The organism is Pseudomonas sp. GW821-FHT04C07 (genome assembly GCF_059420325.1).
Genome location: NZ_JBWKTM010000014.1, coordinates 1 through 14,858 on the forward strand (window position 1 = coordinate 1; position 14,858 = coordinate 14,858).

Annotated in this window: 13 protein-coding genes and 1 tRNA gene; 12 read left to right on the top strand and 2 right to left on the bottom strand. The window is 59.3% G+C overall.

The window, feature by feature from the left end; all coding sequences use genetic code 11:
• The first annotated feature begins 1 nt into the window (after nt 1).
• The 6 genes from AC07UI_RS23015 to AC07UI_RS23040 all read left to right on the top strand — a co-directional run bounded on the left by AC07UI_RS23015 (nt 2) and on the right by AC07UI_RS23040 (nt 3,808).
• Nucleotides 2–77, top strand: a tRNA-Glu gene (locus AC07UI_RS23015).
• 202 nt (nt 78–279) lie between these two features.
• Nucleotides 280–819: a TetR/AcrR family transcriptional regulator gene (locus AC07UI_RS23020; RefSeq protein WP_494994676.1), complete on the top strand. Its 540-nt coding sequence runs from the start codon at nt 280–282 to the stop codon at nt 817–819.
• A 29-nt stretch (nt 820–848) separates the two neighbouring features.
• A complete protein-coding gene (locus AC07UI_RS23025) occupies nt 849–1,682 on the top strand; it encodes an alpha/beta fold hydrolase (RefSeq protein ID WP_494994677.1) in 834 nt (277 codons plus the stop codon).
• Nucleotides 1,683–1,729: 47 nt separating this feature from the next.
• Nucleotides 1,730–2,167 carry an acyl-CoA thioesterase gene (locus AC07UI_RS23030; protein WP_494994678.1) on the top strand — a complete coding sequence of 146 codons (438 nt, stop codon included), beginning with the start codon at nt 1,730–1,732 and terminating at the stop codon, nt 2,165–2,167.
• Between the two features lie 121 nt (nt 2,168–2,288).
• The gene (locus tag AC07UI_RS23035) at nt 2,289–3,248 is read left to right on the top strand and encodes a tRNA dihydrouridine synthase (protein ID WP_494994679.1); all 960 of its coding nucleotides are present in this window, start codon (nt 2,289–2,291) and stop codon (nt 3,246–3,248) included.
• Nucleotides 3,249–3,361: 113 nt separating this feature from the next.
• A complete protein-coding gene (locus AC07UI_RS23040) occupies nt 3,362–3,808 on the top strand; it encodes an Hsp20 family protein (protein WP_494994680.1) in 447 nt (148 codons plus the stop codon).
• A 61-nt stretch (nt 3,809–3,869) separates the two neighbouring features.
• On the opposite strand, the gene AC07UI_RS23045 is transcribed toward AC07UI_RS23040, so the two are convergent.
• A complete protein-coding gene (locus AC07UI_RS23045) occupies nt 3,870–7,160 on the bottom strand; it encodes a PAS domain S-box protein (protein ID WP_494994681.1) in 3,291 nt (1,096 codons plus the stop codon).
• Between the two features lie 69 nt (nt 7,161–7,229).
• Nucleotides 7,230–8,120, bottom strand: a complete 891-nt coding sequence (locus tag AC07UI_RS23050; RefSeq protein ID WP_494994682.1) for a LysR family transcriptional regulator — start codon at nt 8,118–8,120, stop codon at nt 7,230–7,232.
• A 147-nt stretch (nt 8,121–8,267) separates the two neighbouring features.
• On the opposite strand from AC07UI_RS23050, the gene leuC reads away from it, so the two are divergent.
• From leuC to AC07UI_RS23080, 6 genes are all read left to right on the top strand, one after another.
• Entirely contained in the window at nt 8,268–9,698 is a 1,431-nt protein-coding gene (leuC, locus tag AC07UI_RS23055) for a 3-isopropylmalate dehydratase large subunit (RefSeq protein ID WP_494994683.1), read from the top strand.
• 2 nt (nt 9,699–9,700) lie between these two features.
• Entirely contained in the window at nt 9,701–10,345 is a 645-nt protein-coding gene (leuD, locus tag AC07UI_RS23060; protein ID WP_494994684.1) for a 3-isopropylmalate dehydratase small subunit, read from the top strand.
• A 144-nt stretch (nt 10,346–10,489) separates the two neighbouring features.
• Nucleotides 10,490–11,254, top strand: coding sequence for a class I SAM-dependent methyltransferase (locus AC07UI_RS23065; RefSeq protein ID WP_494994685.1), 765 nt, complete (start codon nt 10,490–10,492; stop codon nt 11,252–11,254).
• Between the two features lie 60 nt (nt 11,255–11,314).
• Entirely contained in the window at nt 11,315–12,397 is a 1,083-nt protein-coding gene (gene leuB, locus AC07UI_RS23070; RefSeq protein ID WP_494994686.1) for a 3-isopropylmalate dehydrogenase, read from the top strand.
• A 69-nt stretch (nt 12,398–12,466) separates the two neighbouring features.
• On the top strand, nt 12,467–13,579 hold the full coding sequence (gene asd, locus AC07UI_RS23075) for an aspartate-semialdehyde dehydrogenase (RefSeq protein WP_494994687.1): 1,113 nt from the start codon (nt 12,467–12,469) through the stop codon (nt 13,577–13,579).
• A 247-nt stretch (nt 13,580–13,826) separates the two neighbouring features.
• Nucleotides 13,827–14,837 (top strand): aspartate-semialdehyde dehydrogenase, encoded by a 1,011-nt coding sequence (locus tag AC07UI_RS23080; protein ID WP_494994688.1) that lies wholly within the window; start codon nt 13,827–13,829, stop codon nt 14,835–14,837.
• Nucleotides 14,838–14,858: the final 21 nt, after the last annotated feature.

Below are 14,858 nucleotides of genomic sequence, written 5' to 3' on the forward strand. Positions count from 1 at the left end.
CGTCCCCTTCGTCTAGTGGCCTAGGACACCGCCCTTTCACGGCGGTAACAGGGGTTCGAGTCCCCTAGGGGACGCCACGATTACCCGCTCTGCGGGATTTATAGGGTCATTCAATTATTGAATGGCCCTTTTGTTTGTCTGGCATTCGCCAATTCTCTTATTTCTCTGTCTTCAGCTTTCTGTTCTCAAAGAATGGCTCTTCTGACCAACGGTCACATCAACGACTTGCGAAAATTTATTATGAGAATAATATTTTAATCGTAATATTCGGAGGCAACGATGAACGATAAAAAAGCTCAAACCCGCGAACGTATCTTGAAGGCCGCAAGCGCAGCGCTGATTCAGCGTGGTCCGGCCGAGCCGAGCGTGGGGGAGGTAATGGGTGCCGCCGGGCTTACGGTGGGTGGCTTCTATGCGCACTTTGAAAGCAAGGATGCGCTGATGCTGGAGGCGTTCAGGCAACTGCTCGCTCAGCGCCGTGGCTTGATCGCGCAAATGGATACCGAGTTGACCGGTGAAGAGCGTCGCGCCTTGGTCGCCGCGTTCTACCTGTCACGCAAGCACCGTGATTCTACCGAACAGGCTTGCCCGATCCCGGCTTCAGTCGGGGAGTTGGGGCGCCTGCCGGACGACTTTCGTCAGGCGCTGAATGAACACCTGGAGTTGATGGTGGCGCAATTGGCGGCCAGTCCGGAAGACACCGACAAGGCTTTGGCCGATATCGCCCTGATGGTTGGTGGTCTGGCTCTGGCTCGCGCTCTGGGTGCCGGAGAGTTATCTGATCGACTGCTACGTGCCGCCAAGTCGGCGGTGCTGTGACCTGAAGCGAAAGCCTGAGGAGATGAGCGATGAGCACTTTAAGCTGGGTTCGTGGCGTTAATGGCACCCTGGGCTGGTTTGCACCGCAGCTGATTGCCCGCAAGATGCGGCTGGCGTTCATGACGCCGCGTGAACTGCCGCCGCGCGATTGGGAGTTGCCGCTGCTGGCGAAGTCCGAGCGAATCACCTTGCGATTCGGGCTTTCGGCGTTGCGCTGGGGCCAGGGTCCAACGGTGTTGTTGATGCATGGTTGGGAAGGACGGCCGACGCAGTTCGCCAGCCTGATCACCGCGCTGGTCGACGCCGGTTACACGGTGGTCGCGCTGGACGGCCCGGCCCACGGTCGATCTCCTGGTCGTGAGGCGAATGTCGTGTTGTTCGCCCGCGCCATGCTTGAGGCTGCCGCTGAGTTGCCACCGCTACAAGCGGTCATCGGTCACTCCATGGGCGGTGCCAGCGCCATGCTGGCGGTCCAGTTGGGTTTGCGTACTGAAACCCTGGTCAGCATCGCCGCTCCAGCCCGCATACTGGGTGTGTTGCGCGGTTTTGCCCGGTATGTACGCCTGCCGCCCGCGGCGCGTTCGGCATTTATCCGGCAAGTTGAGCAGGAAGTCGGCATGCAGGCGTCTCTGCTCGATGTGGCCCACTATCAATTGGATATGCCAGGGCTGATCGTGCACGCCGAGGATGACTGCTTTGTTCCGGTCAAAGAATCGGAGCTGATTCACGAGGCCTGGTTTGACAGCCGTTTGTTGCGACTGCAAGAGGGCGGCCATCAGCGTGTACTGGCTGACCCGCGTTTGATCGACGGTGTGCTGGCCCTGCTCGCCGGTCGCAGTCTGCAATCGCGCCAAACCGCCTGAGCATCCGTTACACTGCCCCCGAATTCATCTGACCGGGGGAGTAGGGCATGGGCTGGGACCTGGCAACGCCATTTATCATTGATCTGCAAGTGGGGGCCGAAGACATTGACGGGCTCGGGCATGCCAATAACGCGATGTATGTCACCTGGCTCGAGCGCTGTGCCTGGCGTCATTCGCAGCGTTTAGGACTGGACCTGACCGAATACCGACGGCTGGATCGGGCGATGGCGGTGGTCCGTCACGAGATCGACTACCTGGCTGCTGCCTATGAATGTGATGAGCTGCAATTGGCGACCTGGATCGTCGATTGGGATCAGCGTCTGAAAATGACCCGGCGCTTTCAATTGGTCCGCCCAAGCGATAACACCACCTTGCTCCGGGCCCAGACCACTTTTGCCTGTATCGAGCTATCCAGTGGCAGGCCCAAGCGTATGCCCGCGGAGTTTATCGAGGGCTATGGCCCGGCGTTGCAAGTCGCAATCTAGCGCCGATCTGTGGCGAGGGGGTAGGCCCCCTCGCCACAAATGCTGGCGCAACTCTTTCGCCTGAAAACCCAGTAAACTGCCGCACGTTTTTTTTGCCCGCGTTTTTCGTTGAGTGTTATTCATGCAAATTGCTTTGGCGCCCATGGAGGGGTTGGTCGACAACATCCTGCGGGACGTTTTGACCCAGGTTGGCGGGATCGATTGGTGTGTGACCGAATTCATTCGCGTCAATGATCGTCTGCTGACCCCGGCTTACTTTCACAAGCTGGCTCCTGAGTTGCTCAGCGGCGCGAAGACCGCTGCCGGCGTGCCGTTGCGCGTGCAATTGCTCGGCTCTGACCCGGTGTGCCTGGCGGAAAACGCCGCACTGGCCTGCGAGTTGGGTTCGCAAGTCATTGACCTGAACTTCGGCTGTCCGGCCAAGACCGTCAACAAGTCTCGCGGCGGCGCGGTGCTGCTCAAAGAGCCGGAATTGCTGAACGCGATTGTCGCCCAAGTCCGTCGCGCGGTGCCGGCGCATATTCCGGTGACCGCCAAGATGCGCCTGGGCTTCGACAGCCCGGACGGCGCGCTGGTGTGTGCAACGGCTCTGGCCGAGGGCGGTGCTGAGCACATCGTCGTGCATGCCCGAACCAAGACCGACGGTTACAAGCCGCCTGCCCATTGGGAGTGGATTCCACGAGTTCAGGAAGTGGTCAAAGTACCGGTGTTCGCCAACGGCGATATCTGGAGCGTCGAAGACTGGCGCCGCTGCCGTGAGATCAGCGGTGTCGAAGACATCATGCTCGGTCGCGGACTGGTCTCGCGCCCGGATCTGGCGCGGCAGATAGCCGCCGCGCGGGCCGGTGAGGAGGTTGTCGAGATGTCCTGGGTCGACCTGCAGCCGATGCTTCATGAGTTCTGGGCGCAGGCCGTCGCGCAACTGACGCCACGCTCTGCGCCGGGGCGTTTGAAGCAGTGGCTGGCGATGTTGACACGCAATTACCCTGAAGCGGTTGAGCTGTTCACCGCGATGCGTCGGGAAACCGATCTGGATCAGGTCGCTCGTTTGCTGGGCATTCAGCGCACCGAAGCGGCCTGATTTTTTTCAAAAAAAGCCTCTTGAAATGTGTGGGTCAATCCTTATCTCTTTTATACGCGATGCCGAATTCGGGTCGCGGAGATAACCACTTGCTGAATTTCAGGAGATAGATCATGAGTACTACATTTTCTTTGGCTCCACTGTTCCGTTCTTCGGTTGGCTTCGATCGTTTCAACGATCTGTTCGAGTCGGCGCTACGCAATGAGCCAGGTAGCACCTACCCACCCTACAACGTGGAAAAACACGCGGAAGATCAATACCGTATCGTGATTGCCGCGGCCGGTTTCCAGGAAGAAGACCTGGAGCTGCAAGTCGAAAAAGGCGTATTGACCATCAGTGGCGGCAAGCGCGATACCGGCGAAGACGTTACCTATCTGTACCAAGGTATCGCCCAGCGGGCCTTCAAACTGTCCTTCCGCCTGGCTGACCATATCGAAGTCAAGGCTGCGGGCCTGAGCAATGGTCTGTTGAGCATCGACCTGTTGCGTATCGTGCCGGAAGAGGCGAAAGCCCGGCTCATTCCAATCAATGGAACGCAAAAACCGGCTCTGAAGCACTGATTTTTGCCATATCAGCCAACTGCAATAGAAAGGGCGCCATCGGCGCCCTTTTTTGCGCCCCTCATTTGAGCAGCTTCTTGAACTCGTTCAGCGGTAACGGCCGGCTATGCAGGTAGCCCTGATACAAATGGCAGCCCAGGCCCTGCAAAAATTCAAGCTGCTCATGGGTTTCCACGCCTTCGGCAATCACCGTCAGCTCGAGGCTGAGGGCCATGGCGACGATGGCGCGGATGATTTCCGCGTCGTTCGGGTCGCTGGTTGCGTCGCGGACGAAGGACTGGTCGATTTTCAGCGCATCCACTGGCAGGCGTTTGAGGTAAGTCAGCGAAGAATAGCCGGTGCCAAAATCATCCATGGCAAAGCTCACCCCGAGCTTTTTCAGGCGGCGCATCTTGTTGACGGTGTCATCGAGGTTCTGGATCACGATCCCTTCGGTGATCTCCAGTTTCAGCAGCGAGCAGGGCAGTTGATGGTTGTTCATACTGCGTTCGATGTGTTCGACGAAGTCGTTCTGACGAAATTGCCGTGGACTGATATTCACGCAAAGGCTGAAATTGAGCGGGTCGATCCGGCCCTCATCTATCAGTTGGCGGAAGGCCAGGCAGGCCTCATTGAGAATCCAGGTACCGACTTCCAGAATCAGCCCGCTCTCTTCCAGGACTTTGATGAAGTCTGCGGGGGGTTGCGCGCCCAGTTTTGGGTGCTGCCAGCGAACCAGTGCTTCGGCGCCCACTATGCGGTTGCCCCGTGCGTCGACTTGTGGCTGGAAGTGCAGGCTGAACTCGCCTCGTGAGAAGGCCAGGCGCAGGTCGGTCTCCATGCGCAATCGCTCACTGGCGGCTTTTTGCATGGTGCTGTGGAACATTTGCGTGGTATTTCGTCCGGAATCTTTAGCCCGGTAGAGCGCGATGTCCGCGCGCTTGAGCAAATCGCTCGGGGTCGAGCCGTGGTCGGGGATCAGGGCGATGCCGATGCTCGGTGTGACTTGCAACCGTTGACCGTCGAGAAACATGGGTTCGGACAGCAGATCGCGCAAGGTGTCGGCCAGCTCCCGTACTTGATCGCTGACTTCGCCGCGTGAGCCTTCCAGGCCGCTGAGCAATACCACAAACTCGTCGCCGCCAAGGCGCGCGACGGTGTCCTCCATGCGTACGCTGGCTTCAAGCCGGGCGGTAATGATTTTCAGCACCGTATCGCCGACCGGGTGACCGAGGGAGTCGTTGATGTGCTTGAAGTGATCGAGGTCGAGGAACAGCAGGGCGCCACGCAGGCTATGCCGTTTGAGCAGCGCTATCTGCTGGCTCAGGCGGTCCATCAGCAGTGCACGGTTGGGCAGGTTGGTCAGAGGGTCGTGGTAAGCCAGATGGCGGATCTGCGCCTCGGCATTCTTCAAAAGGCTGACGTCCCGCGCCGTCAGTAGCAGGCAAGGCGTTTCATTCAGGGTAATGGGCTCGACCGATACCTCCACCGTGAGAATATCCCCGCGCTTGTTACGGCCGAGCATTTCCAGATGATGAACCCGGCCTTTCACCTGCAATTCGGCCAGCAAGGTCGAGCGCTGTTTCTCTTCGGCCCAGATACCGACCTGATACACCGTGCGCCCGATCACTTCATCGGCGCGGTAGCCTGTCAGCCGACAGAAACCGTCATTGACCTCCAGGTAGCACCCGGTGTCGCGTTCGGTGATGGTGATGGCATCGGGGCTTGAGTGGAATGCCTTGGCGAACTTCTCTTCGCTGGCCTTGAGCGCAGCCTCGGAGCGTTGCTGTTGGGTAATGTCGCGCAGAGTGGTCACGATGCAGGGTTGGTCGCCGACGCTGATCTGGCGACTTGAGATCACGCAGGTCAGGGCTTGGCCATTCTTGTGATGAACAATGACTGCGACATTGTTCAGCGCCTGCTCGCGGATGACTTGCTCGATGCGTTGCCGGCGTTGCGCTGAATCGTCCCAGAGCCCGATCTGATCGGCGCTGCGGTCCATGACGTCGGCGGCGGTCCAGCCAAATGTCTGGGTAAAACTGGAGTTGATATCGATGAACTGGCCGGTGTCCTGGCGTGTCACGCAGATCGGGTCCGGGCTGACCTGGAACAGACTGGCGAATTTCTCTTCGGAGGTGATCAGGCGTTGCTCGCGCTCAACCTGCTCGGTGATGTCCAGCAAGGTGCCGGCCATACGCAATGGATTGCCATCTTCGTCGCGGTAGAGTCGGGCACGGCTTTCCAGGAAGCGCGAGCTGCCGTCTGCCAGCTGCACGCGATAGGTCAGTTGATAGTTGCCGGCCGGCCCTTCGCGCAAGCTGCGGTAGGCATCGCGCATGCTGTCGCGCTCTTCACCGGGGACGCCTTCAAAGAACGCATCGAAGGGTTCGTGAAAAGGCTTGGGGTCCAGGCCATGAAGCTGTGCCGCGCGTGCCGAGCCATAGAGCATGCCGCTGGGAATGTGCCAGTCCCAGGTACCGAGCTGGGCAGAGTCCAGTGCCAGGTCGAGGCGCTCCTGGCTGTCTTTGAGGGCGTGCTCGGCGTTTTTGCGTTCGGTGGTGTCAAGGAAGGTGCTGAGCAGATAGGGCTGCCCCTCCAGCTCAACCTTTTGTGCACTGAGAATGCCATCGTGGATTTGCCCGCTGCTGGCACGAAACTGCACCTCCATGTTGGTCAGTTCACCTTTGGCCTTGGTGGCCTTGACCAACTGCGCGCGTTGCTCCGGATCGACCCAAAGACCCAGCTCCAGTGTGGTGCGGCCGATTGCATCTTGCACTGGCCAGCCGAACAGGCTTTCGAAATATTGATTGGCCTCGCTGATCAGGCCGTCTTCCTGGCGGGTCAGCAGCACCATGTTTGGACACAGATGAAACAGCGTGGCAAAGCGTTTTTCCGAGCTGCTCAAGGCTTGTTCGCGCTGGCGTTGATGGGTGATTTCGCGGATCACGCCGATCATTCGCGGTTTGCCGTTCTTGTCCGGCACCAGGCTGCCGCTGATCTCCAGCCAATGCAGGCTGCCGTCCGGCCAGCGGATTCGGTGGTGCATTGCCTGCTCCAGTGGCGCGCCGGCGACCACCGCATTGAAGGCGCGCATGGCTTTGGCCCGATCCTCGATGGGCACCAGGTCCAGATATTCCAGGTCGGCTGGCAGCGGTTGCCGCGGGTCGAAGCCAAACAAGGCTTGAGTGCCGCGGGACCAGCTGATTTGCCCGCGTTCTATGTCCCAATACCAGGCGCCCAGATGGGCACCGTTCAGCGCGGCGAGCAATTGCGGGGCGCTCTCCCAGCTCTGTTCCGACGTTTTCGGGTCCAGCGCCTTTATGCGCGGCATAGAGGGCGTGGAGTGGCGAGTGCGGTCAGAGGATTTGTGCATTGGCTGCGGGCCTTGAGCTCAATAGGGCATTTAGCGCGAGGGTTCCAGACTATATCGGGTAAGCACAACTTATGCCGGGGTCCCTGGCAAATCGATTTGTGCATCCAATAAGGCCATGAAAGCCCGCGCAGCATTCGACAGCGTCCGTTCGGTGTGCAGGATATAGCCTAGCTGGCGAGTGAGCTGTATGCCCGGTAAAGGAATACGCGCCACCTGATCATCGAGCATGGTACGCGGTAAAACACTCCAGGCCAGGCCGATGGAGACCATCATTTTGATGGTTTCCAGATAATTGGTACTCATGGCGATGTTCGGCGTCAGCCCCTGGGCTTCGAACAGGCGCTGGACAATATGGTGGGTAAAGGTGTTGCCGCCGGGGAATACCGCTGGATGCAGGGCGATATCGGCCAGGCTGACCACTCCATTGCGGACAAGTGGGTGTTCCGGCGCGGCGACGAAGTCCAGCGGGTCATCCCAGACCGGTGTTGCCCGTACCAGTGTGTGCGGCTCCGGTGCAAGGGTGATCACCGCCAGTTCGGCGCGGCCATGGAGGATTTCTTCGTAAGCCACTTCCGAATCGAGGAACTGAATGTCCAGCGCTACGTCCGGATAGCGCCGGGTAAAGGCCCGCAACAACGGAGGCAAGCGGTGCAAGCCGATATGGTGACTGGTCGCCAGAGTCAGACGGCCGGTGACCTCGCCGGTCAGGTTGGTCAGCGCGCGGCGAGTGTCATCCAGCACATTGAGTATCTGATAGGCCCGGGGCAGCAGGGCACGCCCGGCTTCAGTCAGGCCGACTTCACGGCCGAGCCGGTCGAACAATCGCACCTTGAGTTGCTGCTCCAGCCCGGCAATGCGTTTGCTGATGGCCGGCTGCGTCAGGTGCAGGCGTTCGCCGGCACCGGAGAAGCTTCCGGTCTCGGCAATCGCGATAAAGGCATTAAGGTTGGCCAGATCCATGGTTGTATTCCAGATTGTTATCCAAAGCATAAAAAATATGAATTTGAGTTATTTAATGTAACGCCATAGGATCGACCTCACAAGCCAAGGGGTTATTGAAATGCATCAAAACCCGGGGCATAGAAATACGCTGATGAGGACCGTCTGATGGCCGGCAAAACGCTCTACGACAAGCTTTGGGATTCGCATTTGGTCAAGCAGCGCGACGATGGTTCGGCGCTGATTTATATCGATCGTCACATCATTCATGAAGTGACTTCGCCGCAGGCCTTCGAAGGCCTGCGTCTGGCCGGGCGCAAGCCTTGGCGCATCGATGCCAACATCGCGACCCCGGACCACAACGTACCGACCACCCCGGAGCGTAAAGGCGGTATTGAAGCCATCGTCGACCAGGTCTCGCGTTTGCAGGTTCAGACCCTCGATGACAACTGTGATGAATACGGCATCGTCGAATTCAAGATGAACGACATCCGCCAGGGCATCGTCCACGTCATCGGTCCGGAGCAGGGCGCGACCTTGCCGGGCATGACCGTGGTCTGCGGCGACTCCCACACCTCGACTCACGGCGCATTTGGTGCCTTGGCTCACGGGATCGGCACTTCCGAGGTCGAGCATGTGCTCGCCACTCAGTGTCTGGTTGCGAAAAAAATGAAAAACATGTTGGTTTCCGTTGAAGGCCAATTGCCTTTCGGCGTGACGGCCAAGGACATCGTCCTCGCGGTGATCGGCAAGATCGGCACCGCCGGCGGCAACGGCCACGCCATCGAGTTTGCCGGTAGCGCGATTCGCGACTTGTCGGTGGAAGGCCGCATGACCATCTGCAACATGTCCATCGAAGCCGGTGCACGGGTTGGTCTGGTCGCCGCGGACGAAAAAACTGTCGCCTACGTCAAGGGCCGTCCGTTTGCTCCGAAGGGCGCGGAATGGGACCTGGCGGTCGAAGCCTGGAAAGATCTGGTGTCCGACGCTGATGCGAAGTTCGACACCATCGTTGAACTCGACGCTACTCAGATCAAGCCGCAAGTCAGCTGGGGCACGTCTCCGGAAATGGTGCTCGCAGTCGATCAGAACGTGCCGGACCCGGCGAAAGAGATGGATCTGGTAAAACGCGGTTCCATCGAGCGTGCCTTGAAGTACATGGGTTTGAGCGCCAATCAGGCGATCACCGATATCCAGTTGGACCGTGTGTTCATCGGTTCTTGCACCAACTCGCGGATCGAAGATTTGCGCGCTGCGGCGGTGATCGCCAAGGGCCGTAAAGTGGCCTCGACCATCAAGCAGGCGATCGTGGTGCCGGGCTCGGGTCTGGTGAAGGCGCAGGCTGAGTCGGAAGGTCTGGACAAGATTTTCATCGAGGCCGGTTTCGAATGGCGTGAACCAGGCTGCTCGATGTGTCTGGCAATGAACCCGGACCGTTTGGAGTCGGGCGAGCACTGCGCATCGACCTCCAACCGCAACTTCGAAGGCCGTCAGGGTGCCGGTGGTCGTACGCACCTGGTCAGCCCGGCGATGGCTGCAGCGGCGGCCGTCAACGGTCGTTTCATCGATGTCCGTGAATTGATCCAGGGAGCGCAGTAATCATGAGAGCTTTTACCCAGCACACTGGTCTTGTCGCGCCTTTGGATCGTGCCAACGTCGACACCGATCAGATCATTCCCAAGCAGTTTCTCAAGTCGATCAAGCGCACCGGCTTTGGCCCGAACCTGTTCGATGAGTGGCGTTACCTGGATGTGGGGCAACCATATCAGGACAACTCCAAGCGTCCGTTGAACAAGGAGTTCGTGCTCAACGCCGAACGTTATCAAGGCGCCAGCGTGTTGCTCGCCCGGGAGAACTTCGGTTGCGGCTCGAGCCGCGAGCATGCGCCATGGGCACTGGAAGAATATGGCTTTCGCAGCATCATCGCGCCGAGCTACGCTGACATCTTCTTCAACAACAGCTTCAAGAACGGCTTGTTGCCGATCATCTTGAGCGATGCCGAAGTCGATGAGCTGTTCCAGCAGGTCGAGGCCAACCCGGGCTACCAGCTGCAGATCGACTTGCAAGCCCAGACGGTGACCCGTCCGGACGGCAAGGTATTGAGTTTCGAGATTGACGCGTTCCGCAAACACTGCCTGATCAACGGTCTGGACGATATCGGCTTGACCCTGCAGGACCATGAAGCGATTGCCGCCTTCGAAGCCAAACATCGTGCGAGCCAGCCGTGGTTGTTTCGCGACGCGTGATTGATTCGAAATTGTTGTAGGCAGTTGCGGCCTCATCGCGGGCAAGCCTCGCTCCTACAGACTGTATTGCCCCTGTAGGAGCGAGGCTTGCTCGCGAAGACGGCCGCACAGACAACACAAAGCTCGCCCCCAAAGGAAATCAGCATGACCAGTAATGCCCATAGCCAAGTGGTACAAAAGCAATTCGGTGAACAGGCCGCGGCCTATCTGAGCAGCGCCGTGCACGCTCAAGGCACCGAGTTCGCGTTGCTACAGGCCGAGCTGGCCGGGCGCTCAGATGCAAAAGTTCTGGATCTGGGTTGCGGCGCCGGTCATGTCAGTTTTCATGTCGCGGCGTTGGTGAACGAGGTCGTGGCTTACGACCTGTCTCAGCAGATGCTCGACGTGGTGGCTGGCGCGGCGGTCGATCGGGGGCTGAGCAATGTCACTACAGTGCTGGGCGCTGCCGAGCGTCTGCCGTTCGCCGATGGCGAGTTCGATTTCGTTTTCAGCCGGTATTCGGCGCACCACTGGAGCGATCTCGGTCTGGCCCTGCGCGAAGTGCGGCGGGTGCTCAAGCCGGGCGGGGTAGCTGCGTTTATCGATGTGATGTCGCCGGGTAGCCCGTTGTTCGACACTTACCTGCAAAGCGTCGAAGTGCTGCGCGACACCAGTCACGTGCGCGATTATTCTGCCGGTGAGTGGTTGCGTCAGGTCAGCGAAGCGGGTTTGCATACCCGCAGCACGACTCGCCAGCGTCTGCGTCTGGAGTACACCTCCTGGGTCGAGCGTATGCGTACGCCTCAGGCGCTGCGGGTGGCGATCCGTGAGTTGCAGCAGGCCATGGGCGCTGAGGTGCGCGAGTATTTTGAGATTGAGGCCGACGGTTCGTTCAGTACGGATGTACTGGTGCTGTGGGCCGAACGATAGAATTTTTCCCCGGTGAACCCGCGAGCCTGCGGGCACGCCGACAGATGAAATGAGGAAAGCATGAGCAAGCAGATTCTGATTCTCCCGGGTGACGGTATTGGTCCGGAAATCATGGCCGAAGCGGTCAAGGTGCTGGAACTGGCCAACGACAAGTATCAGTTGGGTTTTGAGCTGAGCCATGACGTGATCGGCGGCGCAGCCATCGACAAGCACGGCGTGCCGTTGGCTGATGAAACCCTGGAGCGCGCTCGTGCTGCCGATGCGGTGCTGCTCGGCGCCGTGGGCGGCCCGAAGTGGGACAAGATCGAGCGTGACATCCGTCCTGAGCGTGGATTGCTGAAGATTCGTGCGCAACTGGGGCTGTTCGGCAATTTGCGCCCGGCGATCCTTTACCCGCAATTGGCCGATGCATCGAGCCTCAAGCCGGAAATCGTCTCTGGCCTGGATATCCTGATCGTCCGCGAACTGACCGGCGGTATCTATTTCGGCGCGCCCCGTGGCACCCGCGAGCTGGAAAATGGTGAGCGTCAGGCCTACGACACGCTGCCCTACAGCGAAAGCGAGATCCGTCGTATCGCCCGTGTCGGTTTCGACATGGCGCGAGTACGCGGCAAAAAGCTCTGCTCGGTGGATAAAGCCAACGTACTGGCATCCAGTCAGCTGTGGCGTGAAGTCGTTGAGCAAGTGGCCAAGGACTACCCGGACGTCGAGCTGAGCCACATGTACGTCGACAATGCCGCGATGCAGCTGGTGCGTGCACCCAAGCAATTCGACGTGATTGTCACCGACAACCTGTTTGGCGATATCCTGTCTGACGAAGCGTCGATGCTCACCGGTTCCATCGGCATGCTGCCGTCGGCGTCGCTGGATGCCAACAACAAGGGCATGTACGAGCCGTGCCACGGTTCGGCGCCGGACATCGCGGGGCAGGGCATTGCCAACCCGCTGGCGACCATTTTGTCGGTATCGATGATGCTGCGTTACAGCTTCAATCTGCTGGACGCCGCCGATGCCATCGAGAAGGCCGTGAGCCTGGTACTGGATCAAGGTTTGCGCACCGGCGACATCTGGTCGAACGGTTGCACTAAAGTCGGTACGCAGGAAATGGGTGACGCAGTAGTCGCCGCGCTGCGGAATCTGTAATCTCTCGGGCCCGCTGCCACTTTCACCCATGAAAGCAGCGGCCCACTTTTTCAAGAAGGTGTAGTTGCGATGAAACGTGTAGGTCTGATCGGTTGGCGCGGTATGGTCGGTTCCGTGCTCATGCAGCGGATGCTGGAAGAGCAGGATTTCGATCTTATCGAGCCGGTGTTTTTCACCACTTCCAATGTCGGTGGCCAAGGCCCGTCCGTGGGCAAGGACATTGCTCCGCTGAAGGATGCTTACAGCATTGAAGAGCTGAAAACCCTCGACGTGATTCTGACCTGCCAGGGTGGCGACTACACCAGCGAAGTCTTCCCGAAACTGCGCGAAGCCGGCTGGCAGGGTTACTGGATCGACGCCGCTTCCAGCCTGCGCATGCAGGATGACGCGGTGATCGTGCTGGATCCGGTGAACCGCAAGGTCATCGATCAGCAGCTCGACGCGGGCACCAGGAACTACATCGGCGGCAACTGCACCGTCAGCCTGATGCTGATGGGCCTGGGCGGTCTGTTCGAAGCCGGTCTGGTGGAGTGGATGAGCGCCATGACGTATCAGGCGGCCTCCGGTGCCGGCGCGCAGAACATGCGTGAACTGATCAAGCAGATGGGCGCTACCCACGCCGCTGTCGCCGATGAACTGGCCAACCCGGCCAGCGCCATCCTCGACATCGACCGTAAAGTGGCCGAAGCCATGCGCAGCGACGCTTACCCGACCGAAAATTTCGGTGTGCCGTTGGCCGGCAGCCTGATCCCGTGGATCGACAAAGAGCTGCCGAACGGTCAGAGCCGTGAAGAGTGGAAGGCCCAGGCCGAGACCAACAAGATCCTCGGTCGCTTCAAGAGCCCGATCCCGGTGGACGGCATTTGCGTGCGCATTGGCGCCATGCGCTGCCACAGCCAGGCGTTGACCATCAAACTGAACAAAGACGTGCCGATTGCCGATATCGAAGGGCTGATCAGCCAGCACAACCCTTGGGTCAAACTGGTGCCGAACCAGCGCGAGATCAGCATGCAGGAGCTGAGCCCAACCAAGGTCACCGGCACCCTGAACGTACCGGTGGGCCGTCTGCGCAAGCTGAACATGGGGTCGCAGTTCGTCGGTGCTTTCACCGTCGGCGACCAACTGCTGTGGGGCGCGGCCGAGCCGCTGCGTCGCATGTTGCGGATTCTGCTTGAGCGTTGATCGTTTGAAGCATTGAAAAAACCCGTGTCTCGAAAGAGATGCGGGTTTTTTTATGATGCAGTGATCGTTCCCACGCTCTGCGTGGGAATGCATCCCGTGACGCTCCGCGTCACATCTACGGCGGACGCAGAGCGTCCATGGCGGCATTTCCACGCAGGAGCGTGGAAACGATCAGTATTGTGACGAATTGCCTAGGCATCTCTCGACCGGTAAAGTGCCGCTCCCCCGTTTCGCCTGAGGTAGCAACATGAGCCAGTCCTTTGATATTGCCGTGATCGGCGCCACCGGTACTGTCGGCGAAACACTCGTCCAGATTCTCGAAGAGCGTGATTTCCCTGTCGCCAACTTGTACCTGCTGGCCAGCAGCGAGTCGGCCGGGCACTCGGTGCCGTTCCGCGGCAAGAACATGCGGGTGCGTGAAGTCGACGAATTCGACTTCAGCAAGGTTCAGTTGGTGTTCTTCGCTGCGGGTCCCGCGGTTACGCTGAGTTTCGCGCCGCGTGCTACAGCTGCCGGTTGTGCGGTGATCGATTTGTCCGGTGCCTTGCCCGCCGCGCAAGCGCCGCAGGTCGTTCCGGAAGCCAACGGCCAGGTGTTGGCCGGGCTGAAAAAACCAGTACAACTGAGCAGCCCAAGTGCATCGGCCACCGCGTTGGCGGTAGTGTTGGCGCCGTTGCGTGGTTTGCTCGATATTCAACGCATCAACCTGACGGCCTGCCTGGCCGTTTCCGCGCAAGGTCGCGAAGCCGTTCAAGAGCTGGCCCGGCAAACCGCCGAACTGCTTAATGTCCGCCCGTTGGAGCCGCGATTCTTTGATCGGCAGATGGCGTTCAACCTGCTGGCTCAAGTTGGCACCCCTGATGCTCAAGGCCACACGTTGTTGGAAAAGCGCCTTGTCAGGGAGCTGCGTGAGGTCCTGGCGCAGCCTTTGTTAAAGATTTCTGTTACCTGTGTTCAAGCCCCGGTGTTTTTTGGCGATAGCTTTAGCGTGACCTTGCAGTCTGCGACCGATATCGACCTGGTGCAGGTCAACGCGGCGTTGGACGCGGCTGCGGGCATCGAACTGGTTGAAGCGGGTGATTACCCGACGGCGGTCGGCGATGCGGTGGGGCAGGATGTAGTGTATGTCGGACGGGTTCGGACCAGTGTCGATGACCCGGCGGAACTTAATCTGTGGCTGACGTCAGATAACGTACGCAAAGGTGCCGCGCTGAACGCTGTGCAGTTGGCTGAGTTGTTGATAAAAGACCTTCTGTAAAAGATACTTGGCAACAATTTG